This is a genomic window from Pseudomonas sp. D1HM (assembly GCF_019266105.1).
Lineage (GTDB): Bacteria > Pseudomonadota > Gammaproteobacteria > Pseudomonadales > Pseudomonadaceae > Aquipseudomonas > Aquipseudomonas taetrolens.
The window spans coordinates 157,094-175,627 of sequence record NZ_LRMN01000002.1 but is presented as its reverse complement, the minus strand read 5'-3'; the positions used below and the strand labels follow the sequence as shown (position 1 = coordinate 175,627).

The following is an 18,534-nucleotide window of genomic DNA, read 5'->3' as shown; positions in this document are numbered from 1 at the left end:
GCGCAGCGCTCCCATGCCAGACGGGCGTGTCAGACAGCGAACAGCAGGAACTCCCGCTCCCACGAACTGATGACGCGCTTGAAGTTTTCATGCTCGGCACGTTTGACCGCCACGTAGCCGGCAATGAACTTGGTCCCCAGGTACTTCTCGATGGTCTTGCTGTTTTCCATGCGCTCCAGTGCGTCTTCAATCGTCAGAGGCAAGCGCAGGTTGCGACGCTCATAGCCCCGGCCCACGACAGGCGCGCTCGGATTGAGGCCTTCGACCATGCCGATATAGCCGCACAGCAAGCTGGCAGCAATGGCCAGGTACGGGTTGGCATCGGCGCCCGGCAGGCGGTTTTCTACCCGACGGTTTTGTGGGCCCGCATCCGGTACCCGCAGACCCACGGTGCGGTTCTCTTCACCCCACTCCACGTTGACCGGTGCCGAGGTATCCGGCAGGAAGCGACGGAAAGAGTTCACGTTCGGAGCAAACAGCGGCAGCAATTCCGGGATGTACTTTTGCAAGCCACCGATATGGTTGAGGAACAGCTGGCTCATGCTTCCGTCTTCGTTGGAGAAAACGTTTTTACCGGTGTTGATATCAATGATGCTCTGGTGCAAGTGCATCGCGCTGCCCGGTTCGCCGGTCATGGGTTTGGCCATGAAGGTCGCCGCCACATCGTGCTTGAGCGCGGCTTCGCGCATGGTGCGCTTGAACACCAGGATCTGGTCGGCCAGTGACAGTGCATCGCCGTGACGGAAGTTGATTTCCATCTGCGCCGTACCGTCTTCATGGATCAGCGTGTCCAGGTCCAGCTCTTGCAGTTCGCACCAGTCGTACACGTCTTCGAACAACGGATCGAATTCGTTGGCCGCTTCGATAGAGAAGGACTGGCGGCCGGTTTCAGGACGTCCGGAGCGACCTATCGGTGGCTGCAGCGGATAATCGGGGTCGTCACTGCGCTTGGTCAGGTAAAACTCCATTTCCGGCGCCACGATGGGCTGCCAGCCGTGGTCGGCATAGAGTTTCAATACCTTTTTAAGCACGTTGCGCGGCGACAACTCGATCGGGTTGCCCTGTTTGTCGTAGGTGTCGTGGATCACCTGTGCCGTGGGCTCAATGGCCCAGGGCACGAGAAATACTGCGTTCTCGTCAGGACGGCAGACCATGTCGATGTCGGCCGGATCGAGGAGTTCGTAATAGATGTCGTCTTCGACATAGTCGCCCGTAACGGTTTGCAGCAATACGCTCTCGGGCAGGCGCATGCCTTTTTCGGCAATGAACTTGTTGGTCGGCGATATCTTCCCGCGAGTAATCCCGGTGAGGTCGGCGATCATGCATTCGACTTCTGTGATCTTATGGTCTTTCAACCAATCGGTGAGCTGGTCGAGGTTGTTACTCATAAATGCCTCTGGGCTGAGTTTCCTGACTTGAATAAGTCAGGCGTTTACTGACGCATCGGCGTCGCGTTGTTGTGCGCGCCTTCTGCAGGCATCGCCAAATGCCTGGAAGATGGCGAGGTAAATCGGATTAGAGCTTACCTGCCATTCAGGGTGCCATTGAACTGCTAAAGCAAAAGCCTTGCCGTCCTGCACAGAGACGGCTTCAACCAGCCCGTCCGGGGCTCGCGCCTCGACCCTTAAGCCGGGTGCCAGTCGCTGTATGCCCTGGGTGTGAATCGAGTTGACATCGAACTCGCTTGGCAGACCGAGGCTGGCCAGGACCCCACCGGGTTCAACGTGCATGCTGTGGCTGGGGGCGTACTGGATTTCAACCGGGGCGCTGGGGTCTTCACGGTGCTCCATGAAGCCGTCGACTTCATGTAATTTCTGGTGAAGTGAGCCACCCAGGGCTACATTCAACTCTTGAAAGCCTCGGCAAATACCGAGCACGGGAACACCTGCGGCCAGGGCTGCGCGAATCAGGGGAAGGGTGGTTTGATCACGGTCAGGGTCGTGAAGCGTGCCATGCGCGCTGTCAGGGCCTTGATACCAATGGGGTTCGACGTTGGACGGGGAGCCGGTAAAGAGTAAACCGTCCAGGCTGTCCAGAATATCGTTCGGATCGATCACTTGCGCCAATGACGGAAGGATCAGAGGCAAGCCTTTGGCGGCCACCGCAACGGCCCTTACATACTTGTCGCCAGTGACATGATAGGGATGAAGACCTATCTGTTTGGTGCAAGCGGTGACGCCGATTAACGGCAGGCGTGACATGTAACACCCCGGTATTATTGCTGTTATGGGTTTGAATCGAGCTTAGCCTTGTTCATTTTTTTACACAACACCCCCGTAAAAAATACAACACGGCCCGCTCAAGCCTGCGGGCGGCAAGGATTTAAAATCCCAAAAGCTGCCCTAAAAAGCACCAAAAATGGCCTTGTGGCGCTTTTTTAGGGCAAAAAACAGGCTGCTTGACTTCGGTATGCCGTTCGGGTTGACTGAAACCCGTAGCGCTCAATGATTGATATTTTTAACAACAAAGGTGTTGCATCATGTCGGTACCCCCGCGTGCCGTTCAGCTGAATGAAGCGAACGCGTTCCTTAAGGAACATCCTGAGGTTCTGTACGTTGACCTTCTAATTGCGGATATGAATGGTGTAGTGCGCGGCAAGCGCATTGAACGCACCAGCCTCCACAAGGTTTACGAGAAAGGCATCAACCTGCCAGCCTCCCTTTTTGCTCTGGATATCAATGGCTCAACGGTGGAAAGCACCGGTCTGGGTCTGGATATCGGTGATGCAGACCGAATCTGTTATCCAATTCCTGACACCCTGTGCAACGAGCCTTGGCAAAAGCGCCCAACCGCGCAATTGCTGATGACCATGCACGAACTTGAAGGTGAACCTTTCTTCGCCGATCCGCGCGAAGTGTTGCGCCAGGTAGTCACCAAGTTTGATGAGTTGGGCCTGACCATCTGTGCTGCTTTCGAGCTTGAGTTCTACCTGATCGATCAGGAGAACGTGAACGGCCGTCCACAACCGCCGCGCTCGCCGATTTCCGGCAAGCGTCCGCACTCGACTCAGGTTTACCTGATCGACGACCTCGACGAATACGTCGACTGCCTCCAGGACATTCTGGAAGGTGCCAAAGAGCAAGGCATCCCGGCTGACGCCATCGTTAAAGAAAGTGCCCCGGCGCAGTTCGAAGTGAACCTGCACCACGTTGCCGACCCGATCAAGGCCTGCGACTACGCGGTACTGCTCAAGCGTTTGATCAAGAACATCGCCTACGACCATGAAATGGACACCACCTTCATGGCCAAGCCTTATCCGGGCCAGGCGGGCAACGGGCTACACGTTCATATTTCGATTCTGGACAAAGAAGGCAAAAATATTTTTGCCAGCGAGGATCCCGAGCAGAACGCCGCATTGCGCCACGCAATCGGCGGTGTGCTGGAGACCCTACCGGCGCAGATGGCGTTCCTTTGCCCTAACGTCAACTCGTACCGCCGTTTTGGTGCACAGTTCTACGTGCCCAACTCGCCTTGCTGGGGCCTGGACAACCGTACGGTAGCCATTCGCGTGCCGACCGGTTCCTCCGATGCCGTGCGTATCGAACACCGTGTGGCCGGCGCCGATGCCAACCCTTACTTGCTGATGGCTTCAGTCCTGGCCGGCGTGCATCACGGCCTGACCAACAAGATCGAGCCGGGTGCGCCAGTCGAAGGCAACAGCTACGAGCAGAACGAACAAAGCCTGCCGAATAACCTGCGTGATGCCCTGCGCGAGCTGGACGACAGTGAAGTCATGGCCAAATATATCGATCCTAAATACATCGATATCTTTGTGGCCTGTAAAGAGAGCGAGCTGGAGGAGTTTGAACACTCCATCTCCGATCTCGAATACAACTGGTACCTGCATACCGTGTAAGCGCTTGCAGTCACTGAAAACGCCGCCGGCTCCCCAGCCCGCGGCGTTTTTTTATGGGCATTGACCTGCGAACAGATCAGCAAATCGTCATGGAATATGGGAAAAGTCCTACATAAATATTTTACCCAAGCTCTCAAGATGTCCGGCTTATTGAGCGGCCATTCATGTTTTGAAAAGGAGTTGTCGCGCGTTCTTTACATCCTTTTTTCACGAAGAATTCATCATGAAACTCCGCATCTTCAGCGCGGTCATTCTGGTCATGGGCCTGTTTGTCTGGAACTCGGCACTTGCAAACAGTCAGCCCTGGAACTATGCCGAAGCGTCCGGCTCCGCTCACTGGAGCACGCCTGCTCCGGATGATGACGCCTGCAACGCTGACTGCGTGCAGTCGCCAGTCAACATGAACAGTGCCTCCCTTGCCGGTTTACCTGACCTGGATATTCACTATTTGGTGGGTCCGGCCACAGTCGAGCACATGGGGCATACCCTGGAAGTCAGGTCTGATACTGAGGGCCGGATCATCATGGGCGAGGACTTTTACGAATTCGTCCAACTGCACGTGCACACGCTCAGCGAAAAACAGAGCAAAGCCGGTCTTTACCCCATCGTTGCCCACCTGGTGCACCGCAATCAAAACGGTGAGTGGGCAGTGGTTGTCATGCAGTTCAAGGAAGGTGCCGAAAACCCGGTGCTGGCCCAATTGTTTGCAGCGGCGCCCGCGCGTAAAGGTGAAACGCTGACACTGGGGTATCTGGACATTTCTCAGCTGTTTCCTGCGCAGCGCGATTACTACACGCATAAGGGGTCGCTGAAAGCGCCGTCATGTATCGATTGTGTACGTTGGCACGTGCTGAAAACCCCGGTTGAGATGTCCAAAGCACAGTTGCATACCTTTCAATTATTGTTCCCGGCGAACACGCATCCAGTGCAGCCGGGTGATGAGCGCACGGCGCAGGTCAGTGACTAACACCTGAGCCGGCTCGTACAATGCCTGCTGCCCCGCAGGAGACACCCATGACGCGCCCCGCCCCGCCACGCGCTACACCTCGCAAGTCCCGCGCACGCAGTCAGGCCCGGATCGACTCGATTCTCGACGCCGCGCGAACGTTGCTTGCCGCTGAAGGCGTGGCCAGCCTTTCTATCTATAGCGTGGCCGAGCGCGCCGAGATTCCGCCCTCGTCGGTCTATCACTTTTTTGCGGGGGTGCCAGCGCTGCTCGAAGCCCTGACCGGTGATGTACACGCCGCGTTTCGCGCGTGTTTGCAAACACCGATCGAGCATGAAACGTTGAGCACCTGGCGCGATTTGTCACAACGGATTGAGCAGCGCATGTTGGCCATTTACAGCGAAGATGCGGCGGCCCGACAGCTGATTCTGGCTCAGCATGGCCTCACTGAAGTCACCCGGGCCGACCGCCAGCACGATCTTGAGCTGGGCCAACTGATGCACGCGCTGTTTATGCGTCATTTCGAGTTGCCGGTTTTGCCGCAGGATGTGGATGTATTTGCGCTGGCGATGGAGCTGGGTGATCGCGTTTATGCGCGCTCCATCCAGTTGCATGACTGCATCACCCCGCGTATGGCCGAAGAAGGCCTGCGCGTAGTGGATGCTTATTTGGGGTTGTACCTGCCGCCGTTTTTGCCGAAACGCCAGGCACCCATGAACGAACCCGACCTGTAGGCGCGAGCCCGCTCGCGCCTACGGGTTTTTTGCGCCGCCGTTAAAACGGTGCATCACCCAAAATAGTCGCACGGTGCATTACGCGGCGATTGGGGCGGTAATCATCCACGGCGTAATGCTGGGTCACGCGGTTGTCCCAGAAGGCCACGTCATTTTCCTGCCAGCGCCAGCGAAGGGTGTATTCCGGCCGTGTCGCATGGGCGAACAGCAGTTTCAAAATGGCTTCGCTTTCCGCTTCGGACAGTTCATTGATGCGGGTGGTGAAGCCTTCGTTGACGAACAGCGATTTGCGCCCGCTCACCGGGTGTGTGCGAATCACCGGGTGTGACAGCGGCGGGTTGTTCTTGCGGGTTTGCTCCCAGCGCGCCAGGTCTTCTGGCGTTGAGCCAAAACGCTCCAGCGGGAATGACTTGGTGAAGTCGTGAGTGGCCGTCAGTCCATCCAGCAGGACTTGCAGCGGTCTGGATAGCCCTTCAAACGCTGCAATGCCGGCGGCCCACAAGGTATCGCCGCCGAAAGCAGGCAATTGTTTGGCACTCAGCACCGCCCCCATTGCCGGTGTCGGCAAGAAGGTGACATCGGTATGCCAGACTGCGTTGTCGCGCACGTCGGTGACGGCCGTGTCCAGCACCAGTACTTGCGGTTGCTCGGGCACATTGGGATAGATGGGATGGATATGCAGGTCGCCAAAATGGGCTGCAAAGCGTGCTTGCTGCTGTGGCGTGACGGGCTGGTTTCTGAAGAACACAACGTGATGCCGGAGCAGTGCCTGCTCGATGGCATCACGGTGTTCGGCGCTCAGCGGCAGGCTCAGGTCAACGCCGTCAATCTGGGCACCCAGGGCAGCGCTAATCGGGGTAATGGTCAGGCTCATGATCGTCTCTTTTATCAGCGCGCCGATTGATCAGCGTCGAGTTCTGTTCAATATGCTTAGTGAGCCTGGCCATGCCATGGCACCAGCTTGCGTTGCAGGGCGCGCAGGCCCATCTCCATCGCGAAGGCGATAATGGCAATCACCAGAATCCCCAGCACCACCACGTCGGTGACCAGAAACTGTGCGGCCGATTGCACCATGAAACCCAGGCCGCTGGTGGCCGCAATCAGCTCCGCAGCCACCAGCGTTGACCAGCCCACACCCAGGCCGATACGTACGCCGGTCAAAATGTCCGGCAGAGCGCTGGGCAGAATTACATGACGGATCAGCTGCCAGCGGGTCGCTCCCAGGGATTGCGCTGCGCGGACTTTTGCCGGGTCCACCGTGCGCACACCGGTCGCGGTTGCGATGGCAATCGGCGCAAAAATCGCCAGATAAATCAGCAGCACTTTCGACAGTTCGCCAATCCCGCACCAGATCACGATCAGCGGCAAATACGCCAGCGGCGGAATCGGGCGGTAGAACTCAATCAGCGGATCGAAAATCCCTCGCGCGATGCGGTTGTAGCCAATGGCGATGCCCACAGGGACGGCAGTCAAAATAGCAAAGCCCAGGCCCAGGCCGATCCGGCTCAGGCTCGCGCCCAAGTGCTGCCACAAGGTCGAGTCCATGTAGCCCTTGGTGGCCAGTAACCAGCCTTTCTCCAGCACGGCGGACGGTGGCGGCAAGAACAGTGGCTCGATCAGTTCGCCAGCGGTGACGGCCCACCACAGAGCAATCAGGGTCAGCAGTGTCAACACGCTGATCCAGCGCGTGCTCAGGCTGCGTTTTACCGGACGCGACGCTGGGGGCGCGGCAACGGATGGTGTGATTGCTGCAAGTTCATAGCTGCTCATGCGCGCTCCTGCCGCTGAGCGGCGCCGCGTTGTGAAAATACGCGCTCAAGCACGTGCTCACGGGTTTCAATAAAACGAGGATCCGACTTGATCGACCGTGCCGATTCACCGGCGTTGTAGCGCTGGCCGAAATCCAGGGTCAGGCGCTCGACGATTCGACCCGGCTCAGGGGCCAACAAAATCAGGTCAGTGGCCAGAAACACGGCCTCTTCAATGTCATGGGTGATCAGGAAGACCGGCTTGTCGGTGCGTTTGCACACCTGCAGCAACAGCTCTTGCATCTGTTCACGGGTGAAGGCATCCAGGGCGCCGAACGGTTCATCCATCAGCAGCACGCGAGGATCGGCCGCCAAGGCTCGCGCCAGACCTACTCGCTGTCTTTGCCCTCCGGACAGTTCCCAGATCCGGCGCTGTTCAAAGCCTGACAAATCAACCAGCGTGAGCATTTCACGGGCGCGGGTTTCGCGTTTGTTACGCGGCACACCGGCCAGCTCAAGGCCAAAGGCTACGTTCGCCAGCACGTCTTGCCAGGGCAATAACACATCGTCCTGGAATACCACGCCACGCTCGGCGCCAGGGCCTTTGACCGGGGCACCATCAAGGGTGATGCGCCCGGCGCTGGGCTCGACAAAACCGGCGATCAGGTTCAGCAATGACGTTTTGCCGCTGCCCGATGGGCCGAGTGCGACTAGCAGTTGCTGAGGGCCGAGGCTCAGGGAAATATCCGACAGCACAGGCTCGGCAGCGCCTGGGTACTGTGCGCTGATGCGCTCCAGTGATAACAAGGCCATGGCAGTCGACTCCTCAGCGGGCGTTGATTATTGAGTGATGAAGCGGGCGTTAACCGACGGCGCGTAGTCCGGCAGCACAGCATCCACCTTGCCTTGCTCTTTAAGGAACGCGGCGGTGTCCGCCAGGGCCTTGGTGGTGGGCGCACCGAGCAACTGCGCCTGGTCAGTGGCCAGCGGGTACACATTGCCTTGCAGCAGCAGTGGAATGTCAGTGGCCTTGGCACCCGACAGCTTCACCAGCTTGTCGACATTGCTCTGATTGGCCAGCCAAGCTTTTGGGTCCTTGTGGTAATCGGCATAGGCGTCCAGGGTCACTTTGGCGAATGCTGTGACGATCTCTGGGTGCTTGGCGGCGAAATCCTTGCGCACGATCCAGGCATCAAAAGTGGGTGCACCGAACTGGCTGAGTTCGCCCGAGGTGATCAGCACTTTGCCGTTCTCTTTGGCCGTGCCGAGCGCAGGGTCCCAGACATAGGTCGCGTCAATATCGCCACGCTTCCAGGCGGCCACGATTGCGGGCGGGGCAAGGTTCAGAATCGTGACTTTCGCAGGGTCGATCTTCCAGTGTTTCAACGCTGCCAGCAGGCTGTAGTGCCCGGTGGACACAAACGGCACGGCCACTTTTTTACCGATCAGGTCCTGGGGACTGTTGATGCCGGAACCCTCACGGGCCACCAGCGCTTCGGCAGCGCCGATCTGGGTCGCGATCAAAAAGGTTTCAACCGGGACTTTTCGGGTGATTGCCGCCGTTAGCGGGCTAGACCCCAGGTAGCCGATTTGCACATCGCCGGAGGCGATCGCGGCAATGATATCGGCGCCATTATCAAATTTTCTCCAGCGGATGTTGGCGTCGATGGCGCGTTCGTAAGCGCCATCGGCCTGGGCCACTTTGGCCGGGTCGACAGTGGTTTGATAGGCCACGGTGACTTCGGTGGCCGCCTGTGCGAAAAAACTGGCACCTGCCAGAGACAAAGCTGCCAAAAGGCGTAGGGGGGAGTGCAGTTTCATCAGGATGGCTCCTCGGCAGGCGGCCGGATATCGGCAGAAAGCGAGGTTAAATGATCTAAGAATGCACAAATAAATAACTTTTTAGCATTAGCTTATGTAGTTCCGATGCCTCCTGACCCTTTGCCCCAAGCCTTTGGATGTTCTGACCTGAAGCCGGTGGCTTCCCGGAATAAAGAACAAAATGAGCTAAAAAAATAAATTAAATTCCGTTCAGGCATTAGACGAAGGCCCGATAGCATTCCTTCGAATGCCTTTGGGAATAAGCTTCTATATAATTATTCGGTCTGAAAATTTCTTAAATAATTCTTTTTGGGTTTATCAAAAAGCCATTAATCTTCTCGCAAGCAGTCAATGACTAGACAAAGGTCGTAGACATGAATAGTTACGATTGACTTGATGGTCACGGTCTGGCGCTAATCGCGCATCTATAGCACCGAAGCGTCAGATTTCGGGCTAAAGACCTACAAAAATTAGAAACGTAAAGGAGCAACACAATGAACAAGTCCACCTTGGCCGTGGCTGTGGCCATCGGTTTGTTGGCACAGCAAGCCAGTGCTGCCGGCTTTATCGAAGACAGCAAGGCAACGCTGAAGCTGCGCAACTTCTATATCAACAACGATAACCGCGACTCGGGCACACCCAAGAACGCCAGCTATCAGGAAGAATGGGGCCAAGGCTTCCAGCTTGATTACACCTCGGGCTTTACCCAAGGCACCGTAGGTTTTGGTGTTGATGCCATCGGCTTGCTGGGTGTGCGTCTGGATTCGGGCAAAGGCCGCCATGGCAACCCGACCAGCGCCAACTACGGCGGCACCGTATTCCCTACCGATAGCGATGGCCGTGCAGTCAGCGACTTCTCTAGCCTGGGCCTGACCGCCAAGGCCAAGATCTCCCAGACCGAACTGCGCTACGGCACCCTGATGCCGAAGCTGCCGGTGATCGTTTCCAACGATGGCCGCATGTTGCCTCAGACTTTTGAAGGGGGCCAAATCACCTCCAACGAATTCAAGGACCTGACGTTTGTCGGCGGTCAGATCGAACACGCCAAGGGCCGTAACTCCAGCAACACCGAGGGGTTGTCGATCGCGGGCGCCAACAACGCGCGTACGGGCGAGTTCAGCAATAAATTCCTGTACGGCGGTGTGGACTACAAACTCAACAAAGACCTGTTGCTGCAGTACTACTACGGCAACCTGGAAGACTTCTACAAGCAGCACTTCCTGGGCTTGACCCACAACTGGTCCATCGGTCCGGGTGTGTTGAAATCTGATGTGCGTTACTTCAACAGCCGTGACGACGGCAAGAACGGCAGCGACCCAGCCTACTTCACCACAGGTGACTACCGCAGCAACGCTACCGGTAAAGGCAAAGTCGACAACAACCTGTACAGCGCCTTGTTCCTGTACACCGTTGAAGGTCACACCTTCGGTGGCGGCTATCAGGTCAGCAATGGCAGCAGCGATTTCCCTTGGTTGAACCAGGGTGACGGTTCGTCGGCTTACCTGACCACTGACATGCAGATCTCGAAGTTCGCCCGCGCCGGCGAGCGTACCTGGCAAGCACGCTACTCCTATGACTTCGCCAAAGTGGGCGTTCCAGGCCTGACAGCGGGCGCGGTTTATCTGCGTGGCGATAACATCGACACCATCAGCGGCGGCAAAGTGGCCACCAATGGCGGCTCGGAGTGGGAACGCGACCTGACCCTGGCGTATGTGGTTCAGGACGGTGCGTTGAAAAACCTGGGTGTGATGTGGAAAAACGCCATGTGGCGTAACGACATCGCGGGCCAGCGCGACCAGGACGAAAACCGTCTGATCGTCAGCTACTCGATTCCGTTGCTGTAAGTTTTCTTTAGCGTAAAAGCAAGAAAAGTCCTGCCCGGCGCAATGCCGGGCAGGGTGTTTACCGAAGCCCCCTGGCGGGTGCGTTCGCAACACATTGAATGGCGCAGCTCCCTGCCGCTCCCTTGCCTAAACCTGAGTCCAGAGTGACCTCGGGGCATTGTTGCGTCCAATGAAACAGTTTTTAATATTCCTTTTTAGTCTAATTAAATTGATATTTATTCTTTTTAATTAAATTCCGGTGCAGGCAGAGTAAGCCCATCACGCCCTGCCATTGCCTATAAAAAGGAGCTGCACCATGAGCCTCAGACTCGGCGACATCGCCCCCGATTTTGAACAGGATTCCAGCGCCGGCCCGATCCGTTTTCATGAGTGGCTGGGCGACAGTTGGGGGGTATTGTTTTCGCATCCGGCAGACTTCACTCCCGTCTGCACCACCGAGCTGGGCTTCACGGCCAAACTCAAGGATGACTTTGCCAAGCGCGGCGTCAAAGCCATTGCATTGTCCGTTGACCCGGTGGACTCGCACCGCGCCTGGATCGAAGACATCAACGAAACCCAGAACACGGTGGTCAACTTTCCGATCCTGGCGGATGCGGATCGCAAGGTCAGCGATCTCTACGACCTGATTCACCCCAATGCCAGCGACACCCTGACTGTTCGTTCGTTGTTCGTGATTGATCCGAACAAAAAAATTCGCCTGACCATTACGTACCCTGCCAGTACAGGACGTAATTTCAACGAGATCCTGCGAGTGATCGACTCACTGCAACTGACCGATCACTACAAAGTTGCTACGCCGGCCAACTGGCAAGACGGGGAGGAGGTCGTGATCGTGCCCTCGCTCAAGGACGAAGAAGAGCTCGCGCGCCGCTTCCCCAAAGGTTACCGCGCTGTGAAGCCCTACCTGCGGCTGACGCCACAGCCAAACAAATAACCACTGATTGCTGTAGCAGCTGCCGAAGGGACGAGGCAGCGTCTACCGGTATAGCGTGTCTTCAACAGGGTTTAAGGCCGTTTCGACGGCCTTTTTTTTGCGCTTTATTTAACAAAAACGCATATGCATTTTAAGAATAAACAAATGAATAAATATGATTTATAGATATATAAAACACCTGCTAATGTCACCTCACTCAAGCGAAAACGCTGATAAAGAATTCCCCCCATTCATTCAAGGAAAGCCTAGATGCTGGTCGTGACACTCGGAGGAAGCCCCAGCCAACGATCCCGCTCCGGGGTGTTGCTGGATCGCGCCAAACACTGGCTAAACCAGAAAGGCGTTGAAGTGGTGAGTTATCAGGTACGTGACTTTCCGGCCGAAGACTTGCTGCATGCGCGCTTTGATAGCCCGAAAATTATCGACTTGCTGCAACAGATTGAAAATGCTGACGGCTTGATCATTGCGACACCGGTCTACAAAGCCTCGTTCAGCGGCGCATTGAAAACCGTACTCGATCTCCTGCCCGAGCGTGCCTTGAGCCACAAGGTGGTTTTGCCCATCGCAACCGGTGGCAGCATCGCCCATATGCTGGCGGTGGATTACGCGCTCAAGCCGGTGTTGTCGGCACTCAAGGCCCAAGAAATGCTGCACGGCATTTTTGCCGAAGACAGCCAGATTGCTTACGGCGAAGGCAGCGCACAAGCGCAGTTGGTGCCGGTACTGGAACAACGTTTGAGCGAGTCTCTGGAGCACTTTTACAGTGCCCTGGCCCGTCGTCCGAAACCGCTGGATCCGGGCATCCTCAACGAGCGGCTTCGCACCGCGCGCTGGAGTATCTGACCGTATTTTCCCTGCAGGAACAGCTGGTCGAGCGCCTCCAGGTTTGTAATTAGCATCACCCACCTTACTGATCCGCTAACGGCTCGGCAGGTGCACCCGAATCTCGAACTGCAAATAGGAGAGCGCCATGCGCCCTGTCATTTTGCGTCGTGGTCTGGTCGCACTGTTCGCTGCGGCTGTGTCCTTCGGCGCGGTTACACAAGCCCAAGCTGATGCTCTGCGCATCGGTTATCAAAAATACGGCACGCTGATGTTGCTCAAGGCCAAAGGCACGCTGGAAAAACGTCTGGCCGAACAAGGCGTCGACGTGCAATGGACTGAGTTTCCGGGCGGCCCGCAATTACTGGAAGGCCTGAACGTCGGTTCGATCGACTTCGGCGTGACGGGCGAAACCCCGCCCGTGTTCGCCCAAGCGGCAGGTGCCGATCTGCTGTACGTCGCTTATGAGCCGCCTGCTCCGACCAGTGAAGCCATCCTGGTGCCCAAGGACTCGCCGATCACCTCGGTCAACGATCTCAAGGGGAAAAAGGTCGTCCTCAATAAAGGCTCCAACGTTCATTACTTGTTGGTGCGTGCTCTGGAAGACGCCGGGTTGAAGTACACCGATATCCAGACGGTTTTCCTGCCGCCTGCAGATGCCCGGGCCGCCTTTGAGCGTGGCAGCGTCGATGCCTGGGTGATTTGGGACCCGTACCAGGCTGCCGCCGAGCAACAGCTGCAAGCGCGAACCTTGCGTGATGCCAGTGGCATCGCTGACAACCATCAATTCTATCTGGCGACCAAACCCTACGCCGAGCAGCATCCCGAGGTGATCGAAACCCTCGTGGATGAAGTGCGAAATATTGGTGACTGGGCCAAGGCCAACCCTGAAGAAGTGACGCGACAAGTTGCGCCGCTGTTGGGCTTGTCGCCCGAGATCACCCTGACCGCCGTCAAACGCCAGGGCTACGGTGCGCAGTTCTTGACCCCTGAAGTGGTCAATGCCCAGCAAAAGATCGCTGACACCTTTCACCAACTCAAGCTGATTCCCAAGCCGCTGATTGTTAAAGACGTGATCTGGACGCCGCCGGCCAATCTGGCCAAAGCCCCTTAACGCTTGCCGTACCTACTTAGGAGACGACTCCATGAGCCTCAATATTTTCTGGTTCCTGCCCACCCACGGGGATGGCCATTACCTTGGCACCTCAGAGGGCGCCCGTGCCGTTGACCACGGTTACTTGCAACAGGTCGCACAAGCGGCAGACCGTTTGGGTTTTGGCGGGGTACTGATTCCAACGGGGCGTTCGTGTGAAGACTCGTGGTTGGTGGCGGCATCGCTGATTCCTGTGACTCAGCGCCTGAAATTTCTGGTGGCTCTGCGTCCGGGTATCGTTTCGCCGACTGTGGCCGCGCGTCAGGCGGCGACCCTCGACCGGCTGTCCGGCGGGCGTGCCCTGTTCAACCTGGTGACGGGCGGTGACCCTGAAGAATTGGCCGGAGACGGTTTGTTCCTGAGCCACGAAGAGCGCTATCAAGCCTCGGTGGAGTTCACGCGCATCTGGCGACGGGTGCTGGAAGGCGAGACGGTGGACTACGACGGTCAGCACATCAAAGTCAAAGGTGCCAAGTTGCTCTACCCCCCGGTCCAGCAACCGCGTCCAGCGCTGTACTTCGGCGGCTCCTCGGAAGCTGCGCAGGATCTGGCGGCTGAGCAAGTCGAAATGGTGCTGACCTGGGGCGAGCCTCCGGCGGCGGTTGCCGAAAAAATCGCCCAGGTGCGGGCCAAGGCTGCGAAGCTCGGGCGTACCGTGCGTTTCGGCATTCGTTTGCATGTAATCGTGCGTGAAACCAACGACGAGGCCTGGAAAGCCGCCGACAAACTGATCTCGCACCTGGATGACGACACCATCGCCCGTGCCCAGGCGTCCCTGTCGCGCTTCGACTCCGTGGGTCAGCAACGCATGGCCGCGCTGCATGGCGGTAGCCGTGACAACCTTGAGGTCAGCCCTAATCTGTGGGCCGGCGTGGGCCTGGTGCGTGGCGGTGCCGGGACGGCGCTGGTCGGTGACGGCCCGACAGTGGCCGCACGGGTCAAGGAGTACGCGGACCTGGGCATTGATACCTTTATTTTCTCGGGTTACCCGCATCTGGAGGAGTCATACCGCGTGGCCGAACTGCTGTTTCCGCACCTGGATATCGAGCGTCCGGAGTTGCCGAAAAGCAGCGGTTACGTGAGCCCGTTCGGCGAAATGGTCGCCAACGACATCATTCCTAAAGCCGCGTCGCAGAGCTGAGGCGGCCATGGGGACGGCAAAGGCATCAAGCCTCAACAGTATTGGCCAGCGGCTGGCACCCTGGGCCTTGCCCGTGTTGCTGCTAGCGGTCTGGCAGCTATCGGTGTCTGCGGGCTGGTTGTCGACGCGTATCTTGCCTGCCCCCAGCGCAGTGATCGCAGCCGGGGTCGAGCTGGTGCGCAGTGGCGAGATCTGGAAGCATTTAGCTATCAGCGGCTGGCGTGCCGGCCTGGGGTTTTTGATCGGTGGCAGCATCGGGTTGGTACTGGGATTCATTACCGGCCTGTCGACGTGGGGAGAACGGCTGCTCGACAGTTCGGTGCAAATGATCCGTAACGTGCCGCACCTGGCGCTGATCCCGCTGGTCATCCTGTGGTTCGGAATCGACGAGTCAGCGAAGATTTTTCTGGTGGCACTGGGGACCCTGTTCCCGATCTACCTCAACACCTATCACGGCATCCGTAACGTTGACCCGGCGCTGGTGGAAATGGCTCGCAGCTACGGCTTGTCCGGTTTCAGCCTGTTTCGCCAGGTGATCCTGCCGGGTGCCCTGCCTTCGATTCTGGTGGGGGTGCGTTTTGCCCTGGGCTTTATGTGGTTGACCCTGATCGTGGCTGAAACCATCTCTGCCAGCTCCGGCATTGGCTATCTGGCGATGAACGCCCGAGAGTTCCTGCAAACCGATGTCGTGGTACTGGCAATTGTTTTGTACGCGGTGCTCGGCAAGTTGGCTGACAGCGCGGCGCGAGGTCTGGAGCGCGTGTGGTTGCGCTGGCATCCGGCCTATCAAGTGGCTAAAGGCGGTGCAGCATGACGGCTCAACAACCCCCGCGTTTGCGCCCGGGCATTCCTCTGGGGATCAACGGCCTGCAGAAGTCTTTTGGCGCGCGTCAGGTACTGCGCGACATCGATCTGCACATCCCGGCCGGGCAATTCGTAGCGATAGTAGGCCGCAGTGGTTGTGGCAAGAGCACCCTGATGCGCTTGCTGGCCGGGCTCGACCAGCCCACGGGCGGCGCACTGCTGGCAGGCAGCGCACCCCTGCAGGATGCCCATGACGACACGCGGCTGATGTTTCAGGAAGCCCGCCTGCTGCCCTGGAAAAAGGTGATCGACAACGTGGGGCTGGGGCTCACAGGTGATTGGCGGCCGAAGGCGCTCAAGGCGCTGGAAGAAGTCGGATTGTCCGAACGTGCCAATGAATGGCCCGCGGCCTTATCGGGAGGCCAAAAGCAGCGTGTGGCCCTGGCCCGCGCCCTGATTCATCAACCCCGTTTGCTGCTGCTGGACGAGCCGCTGGGTGCACTGGATGCGCTGACCCGCATCGAGATGCAGCACCTGATCGAACGCCTGTGGCGTCAACACGGTTTCACGGTGTTGCTGGTGACCCACGATGTCAGCGAAGCCGTTGCCATTGCCGACCGGGTGATCCTGATCGAAGACGGCCAGGTGGGGCTCGACCTCACTGTCGAACTGCCACGGCCCCGTGTCCGTGGCTCCCACCGGCTGGCGGCACTGGAAACCGAAGTATTGAACCGAGTACTCGCCTTGCCTGGCTCGCCCCCTGAGCCAGAACCCGTTGCACCTTTGCCTACGCAATTGCGTTGGGCGCAATAACCTCACTTTCTATCCCAAGACAGGAATCGACATCATGACCATCAAAGCCATTAACGTTCGCAACCAGTTCAAAGGCCACATCAAGGAAATCGTGCTGGGCGACGTGCTCTCTGAAATTGACGTACAAACCGCATCGGGCATCGTCACCTCCGTCATCACCACCCGCTCGGTCAAAGAGCTGGAACTGGTCGTCGGCAGCGAAGTCATCGCCTTTGTAAAATCCACCGAAGTGTCCATCGCCAAGCTGTAACCCATGGAAAACCCACAACCCCGAAAGGCGTGAGCCCTTCGGGGTTTTTTGTGGACTGACTGGGCGCGATGATTCAGCTAGACCGCAGAGATGCCATCGCGAGCCAACGTACGGGTCGATAATCCTCGCAGCCTGCACCAAACCTGTAGGAGCGAGCTTGCTCGCGATCCCGACGACGCGGTGATTCAGATAAACCGCAGAGATGCCATCGCGAGCCAACGTACGGGTCGATAATCCTCGCAGCCTGCACCAAACCTGTAGGAGCGAGCTTGCTCGCGATCCCGACGACGCGATGTTTCAGATAAACCGCAGGGATGCCATCGCGAGCCAACGTACGGATCGATGACCCTCCCGAAAATCAAACCTGTAGGAGCGAGCTTGGTCGCGATCCCGACGACGCGATGTTTCAGATAAACCGCAGAGATGCCATCGCGAGCAAGCTCGCTCCTGTAGAAAGGGGCATGTTTGGAATCACTGGGGTACTCCTGCCTTTCTGCCCGGCGCTAAGCTTTCCCTTTGAAACTTATTTTAGAGGGCAAAGGAATGTCCGTGTTTCCTCATGGGTGTCGGCTGCGTACCGGCAGGTATTCCGAGACGGGTCGTATTTACTTGATGACTGCTGTCGTGATGAATCGTGAACCAATTTTTCATGACTTTTTTTTAGCCCGTCTCTTGATCAATGAGCTAAGGCGAACTCATTCGCAAGGTGCTGTGAATTCCCTCGCGTGGGTTGTGATGCCCGATCACTTTCATTGGTTAATCGAGCTTCAACACAGCGCTCTTTCGAGTGTCATGCAGCGCACAAAATCACTCAGCGCCCGGATGATCAACGCGCGTCAGAAAAGCCAGGCACCACTTTGGCAAAAGGGGTATCACGACCGGGCACTGCGCTATGACGAGGATCTGAAAAAAACGGCCCGCTATGTCGTTGCCAACCCGATACGCGCTGGCTTGGTCAAGCGTCTGGGTGATTACCCGCACTGGGACGCTCTATGGCTATAACCAATCGCCCGGGAAGGGATTCATGCCCCTGCTTTGCGCCACACGCTCACCAGCCAGGGCTGTTGATCTCGGGGCAGGCCGGCCGGGCGGTAGTAGTGCTCCAGCTCGGTAAAACCCGCCGCCGTGAGCATCGCCTGCCAGTTTTCCAGGTCGTGGTATGCGCCATAACGCTGGCCATTCCAGCCTTCGCGGTTATCGCCACGGGGGTTCGAGCTGAGCAGAACACCGTCGGCTTTCAGGGTGGCGTGCAGTTTGCCCAGGACTTGTGCCAGTTCCTGGGTGGGAACGTGGAACAGTGAGGCGTTGGCGAAGATGCCGTCGAAGCGTTCGGCCGGTAAATCGAGCTTGAGAAAATCCTGATGCCAGACTTCACAGCCGCTGTCTTCGCGGGCCATTTGCGTGAAGCGCTCTGTACCGTCCAGCCCGATGGCCTCATGGCCCAGGCGAGTGAAGGTTTGCAGATCGCGGCCCGGGCCGCAGCCGAAGTCGAGAATCGAAAACGGGGACGTGCCCCGGATATGCCGCAACAAGGCGTCGATGTTTTGGCTGACATCGTGATCACGGGTGCCTTCACGGAACCCCTCGGCACTCTGTTGATAGTGGTCCAGGGTGGTGGCAGCAATCTGTTCGAGGGTTTTTGGATCGAGGGTCATCTCAGGCTCAGTC

The 18,534-nt window shown here is 57.7% G+C and carries 19 protein-coding genes; 12 read left to right on the top strand and 7 right to left on the bottom strand.

What is annotated here, in order from left to right; all coding sequences use genetic code 11:
* Positions 1-29: 29 nt before the first annotated feature.
* Entirely contained in the window at positions 30-1,388 is a 1,359-nt protein-coding gene (locus AWM69_RS01720) for a glutamine synthetase family protein (protein ID WP_048381184.1), read from the bottom strand.
* Between the two features lie 36 nt (positions 1,389-1,424).
* Positions 1,425-2,201, bottom strand: a complete 777-nt coding sequence (locus AWM69_RS01715; RefSeq protein WP_218725633.1) for a gamma-glutamyl-gamma-aminobutyrate hydrolase family protein — start codon at positions 2,199-2,201, stop codon at positions 1,425-1,427.
* A gap of 278 nt (positions 2,202-2,479) precedes the next feature.
* Here AWM69_RS01715 and AWM69_RS01710 point away from each other — a divergent pair, with 278 nt between their 5' ends.
* From AWM69_RS01710 to AWM69_RS01700, 3 genes are all read left to right on the top strand, one after another.
* Positions 2,480-3,856 (top strand): glutamine synthetase family protein, encoded by a 1,377-nt coding sequence (locus tag AWM69_RS01710; protein WP_048381179.1) that lies wholly within the window; start codon positions 2,480-2,482, stop codon positions 3,854-3,856.
* A gap of 223 nt (positions 3,857-4,079) precedes the next feature.
* On the top strand, positions 4,080-4,823 hold the full coding sequence (locus AWM69_RS01705) for a carbonic anhydrase family protein (RefSeq protein WP_218725632.1): 744 nt from the start codon (positions 4,080-4,082) through the stop codon (positions 4,821-4,823).
* 47 nt (positions 4,824-4,870) lie between these two features.
* Positions 4,871-5,536 carry a TetR/AcrR family transcriptional regulator gene (locus AWM69_RS01700; RefSeq protein WP_218725631.1) on the top strand — a complete coding sequence of 222 codons (666 nt, stop codon included), beginning with the start codon at positions 4,871-4,873 and terminating at the stop codon, positions 5,534-5,536.
* Positions 5,537-5,576: 40 nt separating this feature from the next.
* On the opposite strand, the gene tauD is transcribed toward AWM69_RS01700, so the two are convergent.
* The 4 genes from tauD to tauA are packed head-to-tail and all read right to left on the bottom strand — an operon-like array spanning position 5,577 to position 9,105.
* The gene (gene tauD / locus AWM69_RS01695) at positions 5,577-6,410 is read right to left on the bottom strand and encodes a taurine dioxygenase (protein WP_218725630.1); all 834 of its coding nucleotides are present in this window, start codon (positions 6,408-6,410) and stop codon (positions 5,577-5,579) included.
* Between the two features lie 56 nt (positions 6,411-6,466).
* On the bottom strand, positions 6,467-7,306 hold the full coding sequence (gene tauC / locus AWM69_RS01690; RefSeq protein ID WP_131654352.1) for a taurine ABC transporter permease TauC: 840 nt from the start codon (positions 7,304-7,306) through the stop codon (positions 6,467-6,469).
* Positions 7,303-8,097 carry a taurine ABC transporter ATP-binding subunit gene (gene tauB / locus AWM69_RS01685; protein WP_218725629.1) on the bottom strand — a complete coding sequence of 265 codons (795 nt, stop codon included), beginning with the start codon at positions 8,095-8,097 and terminating at the stop codon, positions 7,303-7,305. Before tauB ends, tauC begins: the two co-directional genes overlap by 4 nt.
* Positions 8,098-8,124: 27 nt before the next feature.
* Complete coding sequence (tauA, locus tag AWM69_RS01680; RefSeq protein ID WP_131654353.1) at positions 8,125-9,105, bottom strand: taurine ABC transporter substrate-binding protein; 981 nt, start codon at positions 9,103-9,105, stop codon at positions 8,125-8,127.
* A 494-nt stretch (positions 9,106-9,599) separates the two neighbouring features.
* Here tauA and AWM69_RS01675 point away from each other — a divergent pair, with 494 nt between their 5' ends.
* From AWM69_RS01675 to AWM69_RS01635, 9 genes are all read left to right on the top strand, one after another.
* Positions 9,600-10,949 (top strand): OprD family porin, encoded by a 1,350-nt coding sequence (locus AWM69_RS01675; RefSeq protein WP_131653517.1) that lies wholly within the window; start codon positions 9,600-9,602, stop codon positions 10,947-10,949.
* A gap of 295 nt (positions 10,950-11,244) precedes the next feature.
* The gene (locus tag AWM69_RS01670; protein ID WP_131653516.1) at positions 11,245-11,883 is read left to right on the top strand and encodes a peroxiredoxin; all 639 of its coding nucleotides are present in this window, start codon (positions 11,245-11,247) and stop codon (positions 11,881-11,883) included.
* 249 nt (positions 11,884-12,132) lie between these two features.
* The gene (gene ssuE / locus AWM69_RS01665) at positions 12,133-12,726 is read left to right on the top strand and encodes an NADPH-dependent FMN reductase (protein WP_131653515.1); all 594 of its coding nucleotides are present in this window, start codon (positions 12,133-12,135) and stop codon (positions 12,724-12,726) included.
* A gap of 127 nt (positions 12,727-12,853) precedes the next feature.
* Positions 12,854-13,819, top strand: a complete 966-nt coding sequence (locus tag AWM69_RS01660) for a sulfonate ABC transporter substrate-binding protein (RefSeq protein WP_131653514.1) — start codon at positions 12,854-12,856, stop codon at positions 13,817-13,819.
* 31 nt (positions 13,820-13,850) lie between these two features.
* The gene (gene ssuD, locus AWM69_RS01655) at positions 13,851-14,999 is read left to right on the top strand and encodes an FMNH2-dependent alkanesulfonate monooxygenase (RefSeq protein WP_218725628.1); all 1,149 of its coding nucleotides are present in this window, start codon (positions 13,851-13,853) and stop codon (positions 14,997-14,999) included.
* Between the two features lie 7 nt (positions 15,000-15,006).
* Positions 15,007-15,813: an aliphatic sulfonate ABC transporter permease SsuC gene (gene ssuC, locus AWM69_RS01650; protein ID WP_131653512.1), complete on the top strand. Its 807-nt coding sequence runs from the start codon at positions 15,007-15,009 to the stop codon at positions 15,811-15,813.
* The gene (gene ssuB, locus AWM69_RS01645) at positions 15,810-16,616 is read left to right on the top strand and encodes an aliphatic sulfonates ABC transporter ATP-binding protein (protein WP_218725627.1); all 807 of its coding nucleotides are present in this window, start codon (positions 15,810-15,812) and stop codon (positions 16,614-16,616) included. Before ssuC ends, ssuB begins: the two co-directional genes overlap by 4 nt.
* A 34-nt stretch (positions 16,617-16,650) precedes the next feature.
* Positions 16,651-16,866: a molybdopterin-binding protein gene (locus AWM69_RS01640; protein WP_003444581.1), complete on the top strand. Its 216-nt coding sequence runs from the start codon at positions 16,651-16,653 to the stop codon at positions 16,864-16,866.
* A gap of 543 nt (positions 16,867-17,409) precedes the next feature.
* On the top strand, positions 17,410-17,868 hold the full coding sequence (locus tag AWM69_RS01635; protein ID WP_218725626.1) for a transposase: 459 nt from the start codon (positions 17,410-17,412) through the stop codon (positions 17,866-17,868).
* Between the two features lie 20 nt (positions 17,869-17,888).
* Here the strand turns inward: AWM69_RS01635 and AWM69_RS01630 are convergent, their stop codons facing one another.
* Entirely contained in the window at positions 17,889-18,521 is a 633-nt protein-coding gene (locus tag AWM69_RS01630; RefSeq protein ID WP_218725625.1) for a bifunctional 2-polyprenyl-6-hydroxyphenol methylase/3-demethylubiquinol 3-O-methyltransferase UbiG, read from the bottom strand.
* Between the last annotated feature and the right edge of the window lie 13 nt (positions 18,522-18,534).

What these genes read in the sequence shown, in the direction of transcription:
- AWM69_RS01720 (WP_048381184.1), bottom strand. Translation starts at nt 1,388, where the DNA reads ATGAGTAACAACCTCGACCAGCTCACCGATTGGTTGAAAGACCATAAG.
- AWM69_RS01715 (WP_218725633.1), bottom strand. Translation starts at nt 2,201, where the DNA reads ATGTCACGCCTGCCGTTAATCGGCGTCACCGCTTGCACCAAACAGATA.
- AWM69_RS01710 (WP_048381179.1), top strand. Translation starts at nt 2,480, where the DNA reads ATGTCGGTACCCCCGCGTGCCGTTCAGCTGAATGAAGCGAACGCGTTC.
- AWM69_RS01705 (WP_218725632.1), top strand. Translation starts at nt 4,080, where the DNA reads ATGAAACTCCGCATCTTCAGCGCGGTCATTCTGGTCATGGGCCTGTTT.
- AWM69_RS01700 (WP_218725631.1), top strand. Translation starts at nt 4,871, where the DNA reads ATGACGCGCCCCGCCCCGCCACGCGCTACACCTCGCAAGTCCCGCGCA.
- tauD (WP_218725630.1), bottom strand. Translation starts at nt 6,410, where the DNA reads ATGAGCCTGACCATTACCCCGATTAGCGCTGCCCTGGGTGCCCAGATT.
- tauC (WP_131654352.1), bottom strand. Translation starts at nt 7,306, where the DNA reads ATGAGCAGCTATGAACTTGCAGCAATCACACCATCCGTTGCCGCGCCC.
- tauB (WP_218725629.1), bottom strand. Translation starts at nt 8,097, where the DNA reads ATGGCCTTGTTATCACTGGAGCGCATCAGCGCACAGTACCCAGGCGCT.
- tauA (WP_131654353.1), bottom strand. Translation starts at nt 9,105, where the DNA reads ATGAAACTGCACTCCCCCCTACGCCTTTTGGCAGCTTTGTCTCTGGCA.
- AWM69_RS01675 (WP_131653517.1), top strand. Translation starts at nt 9,600, where the DNA reads ATGAACAAGTCCACCTTGGCCGTGGCTGTGGCCATCGGTTTGTTGGCA.
- AWM69_RS01670 (WP_131653516.1), top strand. Translation starts at nt 11,245, where the DNA reads ATGAGCCTCAGACTCGGCGACATCGCCCCCGATTTTGAACAGGATTCC.
- ssuE (WP_131653515.1), top strand. Translation starts at nt 12,133, where the DNA reads ATGCTGGTCGTGACACTCGGAGGAAGCCCCAGCCAACGATCCCGCTCC.
- AWM69_RS01660 (WP_131653514.1), top strand. Translation starts at nt 12,854, where the DNA reads ATGCGCCCTGTCATTTTGCGTCGTGGTCTGGTCGCACTGTTCGCTGCG.
- ssuD (WP_218725628.1), top strand. Translation starts at nt 13,851, where the DNA reads ATGAGCCTCAATATTTTCTGGTTCCTGCCCACCCACGGGGATGGCCAT.
- ssuC (WP_131653512.1), top strand. Translation starts at nt 15,007, where the DNA reads ATGGGGACGGCAAAGGCATCAAGCCTCAACAGTATTGGCCAGCGGCTG.
- ssuB (WP_218725627.1), top strand. Translation starts at nt 15,810, where the DNA reads ATGACGGCTCAACAACCCCCGCGTTTGCGCCCGGGCATTCCTCTGGGG.
- AWM69_RS01640 (WP_003444581.1), top strand. Translation starts at nt 16,651, where the DNA reads ATGACCATCAAAGCCATTAACGTTCGCAACCAGTTCAAAGGCCACATC.
- AWM69_RS01635 (WP_218725626.1), top strand. Translation starts at nt 17,410, where the DNA reads ATGTCCGTGTTTCCTCATGGGTGTCGGCTGCGTACCGGCAGGTATTCC.
- AWM69_RS01630 (WP_218725625.1), bottom strand. Translation starts at nt 18,521, where the DNA reads ATGACCCTCGATCCAAAAACCCTCGAACAGATTGCTGCCACCACCCTG.